Origin of the sequence: Trinickia fusca (assembly GCF_003628145.1) — a bacterium.
Lineage (GTDB): Bacteria > Pseudomonadota > Gammaproteobacteria > Burkholderiales > Burkholderiaceae > Trinickia > Trinickia fusca.
The window spans coordinates 827,733-844,111 of the sequence record NZ_RBZV01000001.1 but is presented as its reverse complement, the minus strand read 5'-3'; the positions used below and the strand labels follow the sequence as shown (position 1 = coordinate 844,111).

Below are 16,379 nucleotides of genomic sequence, written 5' to 3'. Positions count from 1 at the left end.
TGCAGCATGAGCCCGATCTATCGTCACGCGACGCTCGAGGACTTGCCGGCGATCGTCGCCATCTACAATTCGACGATCGCGTCACGCCAGGTCACTGCCGATCTCGAGCCCGTGACGGTCGAAAGCCGCCTCGCATGGTTTCATGCGCATGGGCCCGATACGCGTCCGCTGTGGGTCGTCGACGGTGAGCCGCGAGCGGGCACGGACGGTGCACCGCACGTGATCGCCTGGCTCAGCTTCTCCGATTTCTATGGTCGTCCGGCTTACGCGCGCACGGCCGAAGTCAGCATCTATCTCGACGAGCGCGCGCGCGGCCGCGGGCTCGGCAAGCAGTTGCTGGCCGCGGCACTCGAGCAAGCCCCTAGCCTCGGCATCGATACGCTGCTCGGCTTCATCTTCGGCCACAACGTGCCGAGCCTCGCGCTGTTTCGGTCGAACGGTTTCGACGAGTGGGGGAACCTGCCGCGCGTAGCGGTGCTCGACGGCGTCGAGCGCGATCTGATCATTCTGGGGCGGCGCTTGGCGCTGCCTCGGTCGGCGGCGCAATAAGGGGCCATCGCGCCCTTGACGCCACTTCCGCGGCGCAGACACTGCGCCGCGCAGCACAGGAATACACGATGTTTGTCGATTCGCATTGCCATATCAACTTCGAAGGACTGATCGACCGGCTGCCCGACGTGCTGGAGAACATGCGCACGCATCAGGTCACGCACGCGCTATGTGTGAGCGTCGATCTCGAGACGCTGCCGCAAGTGCTGGCCGTGGCCGAGGCGCACGAGAACGTGTATGCGTCGGTCGGCGTGCATCCCGATCACGAGGACGCGCGGGAGCCCAGCGTCGATGAGCTGGTGGAACTGGCAAAGCACCCGAAAGTCGTCGCGATCGGCGAGACGGGGCTCGACTACTACCGGCTCGAAGGCCGCTCGATCGACGAGATGGAATGGCAGCGCGAACGCTTCCGCACGCACATTCGCGCGGCGCGCAAGACCGGCAAGCCGCTGATCGTCCATACGCGCGCCTCGGCGGAGGACACGCTGCGCATCATGGCCGAAGAGGGCGCGCACGAGCCGGGCGGCGTCATGCATTGTTTCACCGAGCCCTGGCCCGTCGCGCAGCGCGCGCTCGAGCAGAATTTTTACATTTCGCTGTCGGGTATCGTGACATTCAAGAGTGCGACCGACGTGCAGGACGTCGCGCGGCGCGTGCCGCTCGATCGCCTGCTGATCGAGACCGATTCGCCGTACCTCGCGCCGGTGCCTTACCGCGGCAAGCCCAATGAACCTGCGTACGTCAGTTATGTCGGACGCTTTATCGCGCAGGCGCGCGCGATGCCGGATGAGGCGCTGGCCGCGGCGACGACGGAGAACTTTTTCCGGCTGTTCGGCCTCGCGCGCTAACCGTATACCAAGCGCCTTACCCACTAGCCCTGTCCTGAAGGCCCGCTTCAGGCAACGGAAAGCAGAAAGGAAACCCAGTTGGATATGAACATGCTCCCCCCCGCACCGCGTACTCCTGCCACTGTTCCCACCCGCCGCCTCGCGCTGCGCTACCGCTTGCATCGCGTGTTGCTGGGGCTGGCGAGCGGCATGGCCGCCGTGACGCTGACCGCGCATGCGGCAGGGGCCGACAATACGGTGGTGAAGGCCGTCAAGTTCGACGACGTCAAGGAAATCAACAAGCAGCTGGCGAAGGGCCTGGATCCCAACGCGACCGATCCGCAAGGCATGCCGCTCATCGTGCTGGCGGCGCGCGAGAAGTCCGACAAGGTGGCCGCCGTGCTCGCAGCCAATCCGAAGACCGACGTCGACCAGCTCGACCGTGCCGACGAGAACGCGATGATGCTGGCTTCGCTGAACGGCGATATCACGATCGTCAAGCTGCTCATCGACAAGGACGCCGAAATCAACAAGAAGGGCTGGGCGCCGCTACACTACGCGGCCGCGAACGGGCATGACGACATCGCGCAGTTGCTGCTCGACCGCTCGGCTTACATCGATGCCGCCTCGCCGAACGGCACCACGCCGCTGATGATGGCCGCGCGCGGCAACCATGCTTCGACGATCAAGCTGCTGCTTGCAGCGGGCGCCGATGCGTCGCTGAAGAACCAGCTCGGCCTGACCGCGCTCGACTTTGCGAAGCAGTATCACGCCAAGGATGCGACCGACGTGTTGGAGGCGGTGGCGGCCGAGACGCCGAAAAATGCGTCGCCGGCATCGTCCACTGCGCCAGACAAGGCACAAAACGGTGCAAAATGACCGTCCTTGGCGCGGCATCGAGCCGCGCGCCAGACAACCGGCTGGCGCTTGCCATGCGTTGGCCCATTCATTGCATCCTCACCGCTCGGAGAATAGAAACACCATGTTGCGGGCTTTGATATGCGTCGGTACGCTCGCGGTGCCGCTTGCGGCGCACGCGCTGACGGGCGACGAGCTCACCAAGTTGTGCACCCGGACAGACGTCGCCTCCCGCGCCGCTTGCAAGGGATACGTCCAAGGCGTCGCCGACGGCGTTTACAACACGATCGATGCGATTGGTGGCACGACGGGCCCGCGGGTCGGCCAATACTTCTGCCTGCGCGCGGAGACGAAGGCCGAGTCGATGATCGATGCGGTGCGCAAGTACGTGGCCGACAACCCGGGGGCGGGCAAGTACAACGCCAGCACGGTGATCTCGCTCGGGCTCGGCAAGGCGTTCCCCTGCAAGGTGGGTGACTGAGGAGTCGCCATGGGCCGCCTGATCGTCGTCTCCAACCGTGTCGCCAAACCGACGGAAACGAAGGGATCGGCAGGCGGGCTCGCGGTCGCGATCTTCGGTGCGCTCAAGGACACGGGCGGCGTCTGGTTCGGCTGGAGCGGCGAGGTCGTCAGCGAGGCGGTGGCGCACGCGGGGCCCACGCTCGTCGAGGAAGGCACCGTGACGTTCGCGACCGTGGGCCTCGTGCGCCGCGACTACGATCAGTACTACCGTGGTTTTTCGAACGCGACGCTGTGGCCCGTGTTTCACTATCGCAACGACCTGGCCGCTTACGAGCGCGATGACTATGCGGGCTATCGGCGTGTCAACGCGTGGCTCGCGCACAAGCTCGTGAAGCTCCTTGCGCCCGACGACATCATCTGGGTCCACGACTACCACTTGATCCCGTTCGCCGATGCGTTGCGTCGCGAGGGCATCGGCAATCGCATCGGCTTTTTCCTGCACACGCCGTTTCCGGCGCCGCAAGTGCTGTTGAACGTGCCGCCGCATGAGGAGCTCATCAAGTCGCTGTGCTGCTACGACGTGGTCGGCTTTCAGACCGACACCGACCGCGGCGCGTTTCACGACTACCTCGTTCGCCACGCGCATGGCACGGTCAGCGAGCAGGGTGAAATCGAAGCGTTCGGCCGGCGCCTGCGCACCGATGTGTATCGGATCGGCGTGTTCCCCGACGAGATCGCACGGGAGGCCGAGCGCAACGAAAGCCGTCAGCACGTGCTCGAGCTCAAGCAAAGCCTGGAGGGGCGCGAGCTCGTCATGAGCGTCGATCGGCTCGATTATTCGAAGGGGCTCGTCGAGCGTTTCAAGGCGTTCGAGCGATTGCTCGAGAACGCCCCGCAATGGCGCGGCAACGTCACACTCGTGCAGATCGCGCCGCCTACACGGGCCGACGTCGAAAGTTATCAAGAGATCCGCCACAACCTCGAATATGAGGCCGGACGCATCAATGGCCGTTTCTCGGGGCTCGACTACACGCCGATCCGCTATTTGAACCAGCGCTATGCGCGCTCACAGCTGATGTCGCTGTTTCGCGAATCGCAGGTGGGGTTCGTCACGCCGCTGCGCGACGGCATGAATCTGGTGGCGAAAGAGTACGTCGCCGCGCAAAACCCGGAGGATCCCGGCGTGCTCGTGCTGTCGGAATTCGCCGGGGCTGCGGCGGAATTGTGCGCGGCCGTGCTAGTCAATCCGCACGACATCGCCGGCATGGCCGAAGCGCTCGAGCGCGCGCTGGCGATGCCGTTGGCCGAGCGCAGGCAGCGTCATGAGGTCAACATGGCCGCACTGCGCAAGAACGACCTCGGCACCTGGCGCGACAGATTCCTGGCCGACTTGCGCGGCGAGCCATACGGCTGAACGAGACGAGGAGGTGCTTGGCGCCGTTGAAGGAAGCAGGATCTGGATGTTTCGCGACTGTAACAGCGGGCATCAATTGAAAGCAGGCGCGTGAATCGGGCGCGCCGTACAGAATAATGACGCGTTGATACGCATTGTGCGCTGCGGCAGCGGCAGGTTGCCGCTGCCCAGGCGTCCGTGAGCGGGGAGGGCCCGCGATTTGACGGGCGCATCGGGCCGCGGCGCCCCTATCCATCCTGGAGAGCCATCGAATGAAGATTGCGCAGATCGCACCGTTGACCGAATCGGTGCCGCCGAAGCTGTACGGCGGCACGGAGCGTGTCGTGTCGTACATCACGGAGGCGCTCGTCGAGCTCGGCCATGACGTGACGCTCTTCGCGAGCGGCGACTCGAAGACGAGCGCCAAGCTGGAGGCCGTCTGGCCACGCGCGTTGCGGCTCGATCCGGGTATCCGCGACCGCATCGCGCCGCACATGCTGTTGATGGAGCTCGTGCGGCGCCGCGCCGAGGAGTTCGACGTGCTGCACTTTCACATGGACTACTACTCGTTCTCACTGTTCAAGCGGCAAGAGACGCCGTTCGTGACGACGATGCACGGCCGTCTCGATCTGTCCGAGCAGCAGCCCGTGTTCGACACGTTCGACACCGCGCCCGTGATCTCGATCTCGAATTCGCAGCGCCAGCCGCTGCCGCAGGCCAAATGGCTCAAGACGGTCTATCACGGCCTGCCGCAAGCGCTCTACACGCCGCAGCCCGTCGAGCAGCGCTACCTTGCGTTCCTGGGCCGCATCTCGCCGGAGAAACGCGTCGATACGGCGATTCGCATCGCCGCACACTGCGGTCTGCCGATCCGCATCGCGGCCAAGATCGATGCGGCCGACCGCGAGTATTTCGAGCGCGAGATCAAGCCGTTGTTCGATCTGCCGCACGTCGAATACATCGGCGAGATTGCCGATCATCAGAAGGCCGACTTCCTGTCGGGCGCGCACGCACTGCTGTTCCCGATCGACTGGCCCGAGCCGTTCGGACTCGTGATGATCGAGGCCATGGCATGCGGCACGCCGGTGATCGCGTTCAACCGCGGGTCGGTGCCCGAGGTCATCGACGAAGGTGTCTCGGGCTTTATCGTGGAAGACGAGATCAGTGCGGTGGCGGCCGTGAATCGGCTGCACCTGCTGCCGCGTGCACGCGTGCGTCAGCGTTTCGAGGAACGCTTCACGTCGCACCACATGGCGCGCCAGTACCTCGATGCGTATCAGGCCGTCATCCGCGCACAGAAGCGCTCACGCTTCAAGGTCATCGATTCGGCCTCGAACTGACCGCGCACCGGGGGCCGGATGCGCGGCGCATCCGGCCTGTCAGATGTTCATGCGTGTGACCTTCGTGCCCTCGACCGACAGATCGCCCATCAAGCCGGCGTTCGTGAGGATGATCACTTGCACGGGCTTGGTCGCGGTCGTGGTGTCGAGCGCGCCGTTTGCGCCCATTTTCAACACGGCGACCGAGGCGTCGCCGCCTGCCGACCAGCCCTCACGCGAACGGAAGTTGCTGAGCGAATCGTCGGTCATGAACAGGAAGATGACGGCCTTCGACTGCGCGCCCGCCTGCAGGCCCAGCGAACCCGACACGGTGTTGTAGTAGCCGACGGTCTGTCCGCCCACCCGCAGCGCGCCTTCGCCGTATTGCCCGCCGACGACGAACCCCGCCTGCAGCACCTTCGGGAACACCAACACGCCGTGCGCCTTGGTGACCAGCTCGCGTGCGCCTGGCACTTGCGCATACAGGCGCGAGAGCGTCGCGTCGACGCTCGCGTTGATCTCTTGCCGCTTCGAAGCATCGCTGCCCGGGCTCGTAGCCGTTGGGCTGCCGTTGTTGGTGGTCGCGGTACAGCCCACGAGTGTCAGGCTGCCGACTACGACAGCCGCGGCAGCCTTGAGCATCCAATAGGGTTTTTGCATGGCTCTCTCCGTTTTGGATCCGTCGGTCAAACCCTCGACGGCAGGTTTGGGCGAAGCGTGATCTCACACCACGCGCTAAGGCTTCTAGCATGGTGCGTGCCCGGAATCGGCCCGAATTCGTTCAGCGATGGGCTGTGCTCTGTGCGCGGTTTTTGACGACCGGCGGCCGCCGCAGGGCGCGGCGGATGCCCGCGATGACGAGACCGACTGCGAAAATGAATGCCGCGGGCACGATCCAATAGCCGACGAATGCATGCCACAGGTAGCTCGCGAGCGTGTTGCGCCGGAGCGCGAATTCGTCGAGCGCGGCCTGTTGGCGTGGCGCGTTGGCGGCCAGCACGTCGGCGGGGCAGCCTGCTGCGCGCGCCTCGTCGGGCTTGCCGTGGCAACGCGCGGGCGCGCCGGCGGCACGCTGCGCGTCGGTGAATTCCCAGGTGGTCAGCGCGCGATCACGATCGACGATGTTGTACGACATTTCTTCGTGAATTTCGCGCAGCGCCACGATAGCCACCGGTATGGCCCAGATCACGATGGTGATGATCCAGCGCCTGATCCAGCGGTGTTGTCTCCATGCCATTCCTGCCTCCGCAATGCATCACGCATCAACGATGAGACGGCGGCCCGATGGCTCTGTGTAATAAGCGGGCCGTCTTGGCAGCCATCATAGAAGAAATGCGACGAATCGTCGCGTCGCCAGCCCTTAATGCTGGGTACGTCGCGTAAATTCTTCAAAGACCCCGGCATTTCGCGCTGTGCGGCGCCTTGCGCGGCTCGTGCGAGGGCGGGTCAAGCCCTAATGCCGGGGCATCAGGGAATGCGTCTTGCGTGACACCGGGAAGGAGTCGCGACGGACACGTCGGGCTGGGCAGGGTCACATGGGGCGTCGATCGTTGAAATCGGCGCTGGTGTCGCCGAGCTTCCTTCGTCCTTCGCAGAAGGAGCATCGAACCATGTCGCTACCGTTTTCCGATCAGTACAAAGGCTTTGCAATTGGTGTGCAAGCGTTGCGGCGCGCCAAGGAACCCAACGAGGCGGTCGATGCGTTACGGCACTTCGACATCGTCGTGACGATCTTTCGCAAGGCGAGCGGCGAGCGCGGCAAGGCCGAGATGTTCGGCGTGCCCGAGCACGCGCCGCTGCAAGATCAACTCGAGGCGCATCGTATCGGCATGCAGTACGCGTGCGACATCATCGACGGCAAAGTGCAGGGCGCGTCCGTCGATCATCTGTAGGGCAACAGCCCGTTAGCCGGAACGCCTGGCGTGTCTCTCGGGCGGCGTGCCTGGGGCACGGTTAGGCGCCGTCACCCGTCGCCGCACTCTTCAACAAGACTTCCGCCGCCTGCCAAGCGCGCTTGGCGGCCGCAGGATCATTGAACGCACGCGCATCGACCGTTGCCCCATCCAACAACATGACGAACACCTCTGCGAGCTGCCGCGCAGACTTGCGGGGCAGGGTCTCGCACAGCAGGCTTTCCAGCATGTTCATCAGCGTTTGCTTGTAGCCGATCGCGACGTCCGAGATGCCGGGGCAAGACGTGCCGAATTCCGCGAGTGCACGCTCGAACAGGCAACCCGCGAACGACTCGGTAGAGAACCAGTCACGGTACCAGTCGAAGATCCCCTTGACTTTCTGTTCCGGCGTTTCGAGCGACTCGAGGCGCGCCTCGATGCTGCTGATCAGCGCCGAATGACGATGCTGGAGCACCGCCCTGATGAGATCGTCCTTGCCGGCGAAATGGCGATACAAGGTCATCCGGGCGATGTCCGATTCATCGATGATGCGATCGATCCCAACCGGGTGGAACCCGTACTGGGAAAAGAGCTCAGTCGCCTTTTCGATGATCTGTCGACGCTTGCCTGTAGCCACCTCGAACCTCGATGATGGGCGTGCCATCCGCCGTGCGCTTTAAGCACGCGACGGTAGCACGCCCCTTGCGCGCGTAGCAAGAACGGTCCAGCATAGGCGGTCCCGCCCGCATGCGCATTCGGTGTGGGTGGGCAGCGTGCCGCGCGCAAGGAGCGCGTCGCCGCGTTTGACGTGCTCGTTCGAATGAAAAATCAAGGCTCGTCACGGGCCAAAAATCAAGGCTCTTGAAGAGCCCAAAATCACGGCTCTTCAAGAGCCAATAAGAAAGGAAAAGGAGAACTCCATGAATCATCGCCCCCGTCGTCGTCTGCTGGCTGCGCTCGCCGCTGTTTGTGCGTTCGGCCTGGCCTCGTTCAGCGCGACCGATGCTTGTGCCGACACTGCCCACAAGCCGAAAGTGGCGCTCGTGATGAAGTCGCTCGCGAACGAGTTCTTCCTGACGATGGAAAACGGCGCGAAGGATTATCAGAAGCACAACGCCGGCCAGTTCGATCTGATCACCAACGGCATCAAGGATGAAACCGATACGGCCAACCAGATTCGCATCGTCGAGCAGATGATCGTCTCGAAGGTCGACGCGATCGTGCTGGCACCGGCCGACTCGAAGGCGCTCGTGCCGGTCGTCAAGAAGGCCGTCGATGCCGGCATCATCGTGGTCAACATCGACAACCGCCTCGATCCGGACGTGCTCAAGTCGAAGAACCTGAACGTGCCGTTCGTCGGCCCCGACAACCGCAAGGGTGCCGAGAAGGTCGGCGACTTTCTGGGCAAGAAGCTGAAGGCCGGCGACGAGGTCGGCATCATCGAGGGCGTGTCGACGACGACCAACGCGCAGCAGCGCACGGCAGGCTTCAAGGACGCGATGGCCAAGGCCGGCGCGAAGGTCGTGTCGGTGCAATCGGGCGAATGGGAGATCGACAAGGGCAACGCCGTCGCTTCGGCCATGCTCAACGAGTATCCGAACCTGAAGGCGCTGCTCGCGGGCAACGACAACATGGCGATCGGCGCCGTGTCGGCCGTGCGCGCGGCCGGCAAGCAGGGCAAGGTCTCCGTCGTCGGCTATGACGACATCACCGCGATCAAGCCGATGCTGAAGGATGGCCGCGTGCTCGCGACGGCAGACCAGTACGCGGCCAAGCAGGCCGTGTTCGGCATCGACGTCTCGCTCAAGGCGCTGGCCGATCACAAGAAGCAGTCCGAGCTGTCGGGTGTCGTCGAGACGCCGGTCGACCTCGTGACCAAGTAAGCGGCTGCGCTTGCTACGGCTGCTGCTACGCGGCCGGCATGCGGTCGGTGCGCCTCGCTGGCGCATCACGTACGCCGGCCGCGTAGTCGCGTCTTGGCTTTTTGTGCTCAAGAAACGCCCGGCGCTGCCGTTATATCCCGGATAGGCGTCCAAGCGACCTGCCGACATGAGGTGAGAGGCCGTGCTGAATCACTAACTCCCACCGACAGCTTTGCATGGGATCAGAGTAAGGGCTAAAGCGCTAACTCTGATCGACAAAGGATCTCGATGGACTTGACTGACCACGACGAAACCCACTCACTGCTGAGCGTACACGGCATCGGCAAGACCTATGCCGAGCCCGTGCTGGCCGACGTCACGCTCGCGCTGAACGCCGGGGAAGTGCTTGCGCTGACCGGCGAGAACGGCGCCGGCAAGAGCACGCTGTCGAAAATCATCGGCGGCCTGGTCACGCCGAGCGCCGGCACGATGCGCCTGAACGGTCAGCCGTATGCGCCCGCCAGCCGGCGCGAAGCCGAGGCGCTCGGCGTGCGCATGGTGATGCAGGAGCTGAACCTGCTGCCGACCCTGTCGGTCGCCGAGAACCTTTTTTTCGAGCGTCTGCCGCGACGGGGTCCGCGCGCGCTCGGCTGGATCGATCGCAAACAGCTGCGCGAAGACGCGCGCGCCGCCATGGCGCAAGTCGGGCTCGACGCCATTGACCCCGATACGCCCGTCGGCACACTCGGCATCGGTCACCAGCAGATGGTCGAAATCGCCCGCAATCTGATCGGCGACACGCGCGTGCTGATCTTCGACGAGCCGACGGCCATGCTGACCGCACGCGAAGTCGAACTGCTGTTCGAGCAGATTGCGCGCTTGAAGGCGAGCGGTGTCGCAATCGTCTATATTTCGCACCGGCTCGAGGAGCTTGCACGCATCGCCGAGCGTGTGGCGGTGCTGCGCGACGGCCGGCTCGTCCACGTCGACCGCATGGCCAATGTCACGAGCGATCGGCTCGTGACGCTGATGGTGGGCCGCGAGATCGGCGAGCGCATCGAGTTCGGCGAGCGCACGCTGGGGGCGCCGCTGCTCAGAATCGAGGGGCTCTCGCGCGGCAACGCCGTGCGCGACGTGTCGTTCGAAGTGCGAACCGGCGAGATCTTCGGGGTGAGCGGCCTGATCGGCGCGGGACGCACGGAGCTCATGCGGCTGATCTATGGCGCCGATCGGCTCGATCGCGGCACCGTGTCGGTCGGTCGGCCGCTTCAGCCGGTGTCCATCGCTTCGCCGGCCGATGCGGTGCGCCACGGCATCGCCTTGATCACCGAGGACCGCAAAGGCGAGGGGCTGCTTCTGCCGCACTCGATCGCCGCGAACGTGTCGCTCGGCAATCTGGCCAGCGTGGCGCGTTGGGGCATCGTCGACGGGCAACGCGAAAGCGCGCTCGCGCGTCAGCAGATCGACGCGCTGCGCGTGCGGACGCGCGGCCCCGAGCAGCCGGTCGGCGAGCTCTCGGGCGGCAACCAGCAAAAGGTCGTGATCGGCCGCTGGCTGGCGCGCGACGCCGACGTGCTGCTCTTTGACGAGCCCACGCGCGGCATCGACGTCGGCGCCAAATTCGATATTTACACCCTGATGGGGTCGCTGGCCCGCGAAGGGCGCGCGCTGGTCGTCGTATCCAGCGACCTGCGCGAGCTCATGCTGATCTGCGACCGGATCGGCGTGATGTCGGCGGGCCGCCTCACAGGTATTTTCAACCGGGACGAATGGACGCAGGATGCGCTGCTTGCCGCTGCGTTCGCGGGGCACCTGGGCGACGCGCGCGACGCGTCCGGTGCCACGCCCTCGTCCTCCCACACGCACGACGCACGGAGTCTGCCATGACCGATCAATCCGCGCGCCCCGATGGGCCGCAAGCCATCGTCGCCGATAAGCCGAGCGCCAAGCCCACCGGCACGCGCCTCGGCATTTCGAACTACCTGGGGCTCGCCGGCGCGCTAGCCGCGATGATCGCGTTGTTTTCGCTGCTGAGCTCGCATTTTCTGACCTACGACACGTTCAGCACGATCGCGAACCAGATTCCCGATCTCGTCGTGATGTCGGTCGGCATGACGTTCGTGCTGATCGTCGCGGGGATCGACCTGTCGGTCGGGTCCGTGCTGGCGCTGGCCGCATCGGTCGTCAGCGTGGCGGCGCTCAAGTGGGGATGGGGGCCGCTGCCGTCGGCGCTGCTCGGCATGGGAGCGGCTGCCCTGACGGGCGCGTTCACGGGCAGCGTGACCGTCGGCTGGCGCATTCCGTCGTTCATCGTGTCGCTGGGCGTGCTCGAGGCGGCGCGCGGCCTGGCCTATCAGATGACCAATTCGCGCACCGCTTACATCGGCGACGCGTTCGACTTTCTGTCGAACCCGATCGCGGCCGGTATCTCGCCGGCGTTTCTCCTCGCGCTCGTCGTCATGATCGCCGCGCAGCTCGTGCTCACGCGCACCGTGTTCGGCAGGCATCTGGTCGGCATCGGCACGAATGAAGAGGCCGTGCGGCTCGTGGGCGTCGATCCGCGGCCCTACAAGATCGCCGTGTTCGCGCTGATGGGCGCGCTGTCGGGCCTTGCTGCGTTGTTCCAGATTTCGCGTCTCGAAGCGGCCGATCCGAACGCCGGCGTCGGGGTCGAGCTGCAAGTGATCGCCGCTGTGGTGATCGGCGGCACGAGCCTCATGGGCGGACGCGGGTCGGTCATCAGCACGTTCTTTGGCGTGCTGATCATTTCCGTGCTGGCGGCGGGGCTCGCGCAGATCGGCGCGAACGAGCCGACCAAACGGATCATCACTGGAGCAGTCATCGTCGTCGCAGTCGTGCTCGATACCTACCGGAGCCGGCGCAAGCGCGGCTGAGAACGGGACCGGCTGCAGGTTGCGCGGGGAACGCGCCTGCGGCCGGGGGGTAACGAGTGCGGGCGATGACCAGACGGACGGGCCGGGCGTCATGTCCTGGCCAAGAAAAACAAGCGAGAGAGAAATCGGGTTATGGCGACGATCAAGGATGTAGCGGCCATGGCAGGCGTGTCGTTCACCACGGTGTCACACGTGGTCAACAACACGCGGCCGGTGTCGGCCGACGTACGTGCGAAAGTCGAGCGCGCGATCAGCCAGCTCCACTATGTGCCGTCGGCGGTGGCGCGTTCGCTGAAGGCGCGCGCGACGGCGACGATCGGCCTCGTGCTGCCGAACAGCACGGATCCGTACTTTGCCGAGCTCGCGCGCGGGATCGAGGACGGATGCGCGCGTGGGGGCTACTGCGTATTTTTGTGCAATTCCGACGATGATCCAGCCAAGCAGCGCAACTATCTGCGGGTCCTGCAGGAAAAGCGCATCGACGGGCTGATCGTCGCGTCGGCTGGCGAAGATGCGGTGCTTGCCAATAGCCTGGCTGATGCGCGCGAGCCGCTCGTCATCGTCGACCGCAATATCGAAGGGCTGTCGGCCGATCTGGTGCAGATCGACCACGAGCGCGGTGCCTATCTCGCCACGCGGCACCTGCTCGAGCTCGGACACTTCCGTATCGGTTGCATTACAGGGCCGGTATCGACGGCGGTCAGCGCGATGCGCGTGCACGGTTTCATTCGGGCGATGGCCGAGCGCGGGATCGAAATCGAGCCGCAAGCGATCGTCGAAGGCGATTTTTCAGGGCTCGGCGGACAGCGGGCGGCTGCGCAACTGTTCGATACGGTGCGCCCGAGCGCGATCTTCGCATGCAACGACATGATGGGCATCGGCGCCTTGCGCGTCGCGGCCGAACGCGGCATTCGCGTGCCGCAAGACTGCTCGATCATCGGCTTTGACGACATCGAGCTCACCAACTATACGTACCCGGCGCTGTCGACGGTCGGCCAATCCGTGCGCGCACTGGGCGAAGCCGCCGCGCAGACGCTGATCGAGCGTATCAGCGGCGCGGCGACGGAACCGTCGCGGCGCCGTGTGGTGTCGCCGCGCCTCGTGTTGCGCGAATCAACGGCCGTCTACGCCGAGCCGCCTCATGTGCGGGCGTGCACGTCGCGCATCGCCTGTGCAAACACGGAGAACACGCACTATGACGCAATGCAGCACGCAACACCCTGACACGGCAACCGGCGCGCAAGGGCGCGTCGTCGTGGTGGGGAGCCTGAACATGGACCTCGTCGCGCGCGTGCCGCGCCTGCCTGTCGCCGGCGAAACACTGGCCGGCTACACGTTCACGCAAGTGGCGGGCGGCAAGGGCGGCAACCAGGCGGTCGCCGCGGCGCGCCTGGGCGCAGGCGTGGCGATGATCGGCTGCATCGGCCGCGATGCCAACGGGGCCAGCCTGCGCGCGGGGCTGCTCGCCGAAGGCATCGATTGCGCAGCGCTCGGCGAAAGCGCATCGGCTGCCACAGGCGTCGCGCTGATCGTCGTCGACGAAGCGGGGCGCAATTCGATCGTCATCGTCGCCGGCAGCAACGGCGCGCTCACCCCTGAAGACATCGCGCGCCATGAAGCGCTGCTGGGCTCGGCCGACGTCGTCGTGTGCCAGCTCGAGACCCCGCCCGAGACGGTTGCCGCCGCGCTCGCCGCGGGCCGGCGCCTGAACAAGACCGTCATCCTGAACCCGGCGCCGGCCACCGGCCCTGTGCCACGCGAATGGCTGGCGCTCGTCGATTATCTGATTCCGAACGAAGTCGAGGCGGCCGCGCTGACAGGCTTGCCGATCGGCTCGCCGCAAGAGGCCGCCGCTGCCGCGGCCGCACTGCGCGAACAGGGCGCGCGCAACGTGCTGATCACGCTCGGCGCTGCCGGCATCCTCGCGGCAACCGAGGACGGCACCATGCACCTGCCGGCGCCGAAGGTCACCGCGGTCGACACGACGGCGGCCGGCGACACGTTCATCGGCGCTTTTGCGGCCGAGCTCGCGCGACGCTCGAGCTTCGACACGGCCGTGCGCTTCGCGCAGCATGCGGCGGCCATCTCGGTCACGCGTGCCGGCGCGCAACCCTCCATTCCGACCCGCCACGAAGTCCAGGCCTTCGCCGTCTAAGCTAAGGGCCTTCGCGCCCCCTGGCGTCTTTGTTCTGACACTAAGGACTTCTCAAGTCCTCTACGCTGCGGCCGTAAACGACATGTAGAGCGAGCGCATTCGCCGGCGCCAATAGGGGTGCCGGCGTGGCTCGAGTACTTCGTACCCCGAATATTTCGGCCGCAGTGTGAGAGGAAGAGGAATGTTGAACAAAGGTCTGACGATCAAAGCGCGCGTTGGCGTGGCGATGGCGTTTTTGTCGGCGTTGCTGCTGGCGATCGGCACGCTCGGACTTTCCGGCATGGGCAGTGCGAACCGCGCGACGGGCGATATCTTCACGAACCACATGCCGAGCGCGATGGCGATCGAAAACGCGGAGATCTACGCGGCCCGCGAGCGGCTGGCCCTCGATCGGGCGGCATTCCAAGCCGGCCTGCCCGGGGCGCAAGCCGGGCTCGACCGCTCGCGCGAAATGCGCAAGATGTCGGACATGTGGTGGAAGAAATACCTCGACCTGCCGCGTGAAGCCGACGAAGACCGGCTTGCACAGGACGTCTCCGCCAAACGTGACCATCTGCACCAGGTGCTGGAATCGTTCGCTGCCGTGATCGGTACTACCGACCACGACAAGATCGTCAGTAGCGCCAATGATTTGCAGGTGGCGTTCGCAGATCTGGCCAAGAGCGACGAAGCGCTCAGCACCTTCCAGCTGCAGCAGGCACAAGCGGCTTTCAACGACACTCAATCGAGCTACGCCACATTTCGCAACCTGATGTATGCGGCGCTCGTCGTGGGTCTTACGGCTGCGCTGCTGTCGTTCCTGAGCCTGCGCCGCGCGATTGCGCGGCCGCTCGGCGAAGCGCTGGCGCATTTCGATGCGATCGCGACGGGCGACCTGCGCCGGCCGATCGTCGTGCGGACGCGCGATGAAATGGGCCTGTTGCTCGAAGGTCTTGCGAAGATGCAGCGTAGCCTCGTCGACACGGTTCGCAGTGTGCGTTCGGGCGGCGAATCGATCGCCTCGGCGGCCAAGCAGATTGCAGCGGGCAACCTGGATCTGTCCTCGCGCACCGAAGAGCAGGCGAGTTCGCTCGAGGAGACGGCCGCGAGCATGGAAGAGCTCACGGGGACGGTCAAGCAGAACGCGGACAACGCGCGTCAGGCGAGCTCGCTGGCCGCCAACGCCTCGGAGATCGCCCACAAGGGCAGCACGGTGGTGGGGCAAGTCGTCGGCACGATGGGCGACATCAACGAGAGTTCTGCCAAGATCGGCGACATTATCACGATCATCGAAGGCATTGCGTTCCAGACCAACATCCTCGCATTGAACGCGGCCGTCGAAGCGGCGCGTGCGGGCGAGCAGGGCCGCGGCTTCGCCGTGGTGGCGGGCGAAGTGCGCGGGCTCGCGCAGCGCTCGTCGGCGGCGGCCAAGGAGATCAAGGAGCTGATCGACACGTCCGTCGAGCGCGTGCGCTCGGGCTCGGCACTCGTCGACGAAGCCGGCCGCACGATGGCGGAAATCATGAGCGCGGTGCAACGCGTGACCGACATCATGGGCGAGATCGCGGCTGCGTCGGAAGAGCAGAGCAAGGGTATCGACCAGGTTGCGCGTGCCGTCACGCAAATGGATGAAGTAACTCAGCAAAACGCGGCGCTCGTCGAAGAGGCCTCTGCCGCGGCGCAATCGCTCGAGGACCAAGCCGGCAAGTTGCGCACGACCGTGGGGGTGTTCCAGCTCAGCGACGAGCCGATGCGACCTCAGGCCGCTGTCACGCGCGCGTTGCCGGCGGTAAAACCGTCCGCACCGGTGGCGACGCCTGCCGCCAAGGCGCCGGCTGTCGCGCCGAAGCCAGCAGTGGCAGCCGCCCCGCTCAAGACGCCCCGCGTGACTGCCACACCGGCACGCACACCGGCACGCACGGCGCAGGCCGCACCGGTGCGTAGCACAGCGGCCGCAGCAGCGCCCAAACCGATGGCGGCAGCGCCGAGCGCAACAGCTTCAGATGACGATTGGGAAACGTTCTAACGTAGGGTGCTGAACGCGCAGCGTGCAATGCGCTGCGCGTGCCGTTGAATTAGGGCGGCAACGCGCACCGCACGTAGGGCGCGCAAAAAAGTTGTAACCGACGCGTACAGGCGTCGTCAAAAACCGTCTGTCGCGCGTATACCGGATAAGCGCAGAAGGTCTT

Annotated in this window: 16 protein-coding genes; 13 read left to right on the top strand and 3 right to left on the bottom strand. The window is 65.3% G+C overall.

Annotated elements, in window-relative coordinates; translation table 11 throughout:
- The first annotated feature begins 6 nt into the window (after positions 1 to 6).
- From D7S89_RS03480 to D7S89_RS03455, 6 genes are all read left to right on the top strand, one after another.
- Positions 7 to 549, top strand: coding sequence for a GNAT family N-acetyltransferase (locus D7S89_RS03480; protein WP_121275595.1), 543 nt, complete (start codon positions 7 to 9; stop codon positions 547 to 549).
- Positions 550 to 617: 68 nt separating this feature from the next.
- Positions 618 to 1,397: a TatD family hydrolase gene (locus tag D7S89_RS03475; RefSeq protein WP_121275594.1), complete on the top strand. Its 780-nt coding sequence runs from the start codon at positions 618 to 620 to the stop codon at positions 1,395 to 1,397.
- 189 nt (positions 1,398 to 1,586) lie between these two features.
- Complete coding sequence (locus D7S89_RS03470; protein WP_245982682.1) at positions 1,587 to 2,255, top strand: ankyrin repeat domain-containing protein; 669 nt, start codon at positions 1,587 to 1,589, stop codon at positions 2,253 to 2,255.
- A gap of 103 nt (positions 2,256 to 2,358) precedes the next feature.
- The gene (locus D7S89_RS03465; protein ID WP_121275592.1) at positions 2,359 to 2,715 is read left to right on the top strand and encodes a Rap1a/Tai family immunity protein; all 357 of its coding nucleotides are present in this window, start codon (positions 2,359 to 2,361) and stop codon (positions 2,713 to 2,715) included.
- Between the two features lie 9 nt (positions 2,716 to 2,724).
- Positions 2,725 to 4,110, top strand: a complete 1,386-nt coding sequence (gene otsA / locus D7S89_RS03460) for an alpha,alpha-trehalose-phosphate synthase (UDP-forming) (protein ID WP_121275590.1) — start codon at positions 2,725 to 2,727, stop codon at positions 4,108 to 4,110.
- A 251-nt stretch (positions 4,111 to 4,361) separates the two neighbouring features.
- Positions 4,362 to 5,429, top strand: a complete 1,068-nt coding sequence (locus tag D7S89_RS03455; RefSeq protein ID WP_121275588.1) for a glycosyltransferase family 4 protein — start codon at positions 4,362 to 4,364, stop codon at positions 5,427 to 5,429.
- 39 nt (positions 5,430 to 5,468) lie between these two features.
- On the opposite strand, the gene D7S89_RS03450 is transcribed toward D7S89_RS03455, so the two are convergent.
- Positions 5,469 to 6,068 (bottom strand): BPSL1445 family SYLF domain-containing lipoprotein, encoded by a 600-nt coding sequence (locus D7S89_RS03450; protein WP_121275587.1) that lies wholly within the window; start codon positions 6,066 to 6,068, stop codon positions 5,469 to 5,471.
- 121 nt (positions 6,069 to 6,189) lie between these two features.
- On the bottom strand, positions 6,190 to 6,645 hold the full coding sequence (locus D7S89_RS03445) for a hypothetical protein (RefSeq protein ID WP_121275585.1): 456 nt from the start codon (positions 6,643 to 6,645) through the stop codon (positions 6,190 to 6,192).
- A gap of 373 nt (positions 6,646 to 7,018) precedes the next feature.
- Between D7S89_RS03445 and D7S89_RS03440 the strand changes: the two genes are divergently transcribed.
- On the top strand, positions 7,019 to 7,300 hold the full coding sequence (locus D7S89_RS03440) for a hypothetical protein (RefSeq protein WP_121275583.1): 282 nt from the start codon (positions 7,019 to 7,021) through the stop codon (positions 7,298 to 7,300).
- 61 nt (positions 7,301 to 7,361) lie between these two features.
- On the opposite strand, the gene D7S89_RS03435 is transcribed toward D7S89_RS03440, so the two are convergent.
- Positions 7,362 to 7,937, bottom strand: a complete 576-nt coding sequence (locus tag D7S89_RS03435; RefSeq protein WP_121275581.1) for a TetR/AcrR family transcriptional regulator — start codon at positions 7,935 to 7,937, stop codon at positions 7,362 to 7,364.
- 283 nt (positions 7,938 to 8,220) lie between these two features.
- Here D7S89_RS03435 and D7S89_RS03430 point away from each other — a divergent pair, with 283 nt between their 5' ends.
- The 6 genes from D7S89_RS03430 to D7S89_RS03405 all read left to right on the top strand — a co-directional run bounded on the left by D7S89_RS03430 (position 8,221) and on the right by D7S89_RS03405 (position 16,216).
- Positions 8,221 to 9,183 carry a sugar ABC transporter substrate-binding protein gene (locus D7S89_RS03430; RefSeq protein ID WP_121275580.1) on the top strand — a complete coding sequence of 321 codons (963 nt, stop codon included), beginning with the start codon at positions 8,221 to 8,223 and terminating at the stop codon, positions 9,181 to 9,183.
- Between the two features lie 267 nt (positions 9,184 to 9,450).
- A complete protein-coding gene (locus D7S89_RS03425; protein ID WP_121275578.1) occupies positions 9,451 to 11,049 on the top strand; it encodes a sugar ABC transporter ATP-binding protein in 1,599 nt (532 codons plus the stop codon).
- Positions 11,046 to 12,056: an ABC transporter permease gene (locus D7S89_RS03420; protein WP_121275576.1), complete on the top strand. Its 1,011-nt coding sequence runs from the start codon at positions 11,046 to 11,048 to the stop codon at positions 12,054 to 12,056. The genes D7S89_RS03425 and D7S89_RS03420 overlap by 4 nt, the downstream gene beginning before the upstream one ends.
- A gap of 132 nt (positions 12,057 to 12,188) precedes the next feature.
- Positions 12,189 to 13,280 carry a LacI family DNA-binding transcriptional regulator gene (locus tag D7S89_RS03415; RefSeq protein ID WP_121275575.1) on the top strand — a complete coding sequence of 364 codons (1,092 nt, stop codon included), beginning with the start codon at positions 12,189 to 12,191 and terminating at the stop codon, positions 13,278 to 13,280.
- Positions 13,252 to 14,211 (top strand): ribokinase, encoded by a 960-nt coding sequence (rbsK, locus tag D7S89_RS03410; protein WP_121275573.1) that lies wholly within the window; start codon positions 13,252 to 13,254, stop codon positions 14,209 to 14,211. Before D7S89_RS03415 ends, rbsK begins: the two co-directional genes overlap by 29 nt.
- Before the next feature lie 181 nt (positions 14,212 to 14,392).
- Positions 14,393 to 16,216, top strand: coding sequence for a methyl-accepting chemotaxis protein (locus D7S89_RS03405; RefSeq protein ID WP_121275571.1), 1,824 nt, complete (start codon positions 14,393 to 14,395; stop codon positions 16,214 to 16,216).
- Positions 16,217 to 16,379 lie beyond the last annotated feature (163 nt).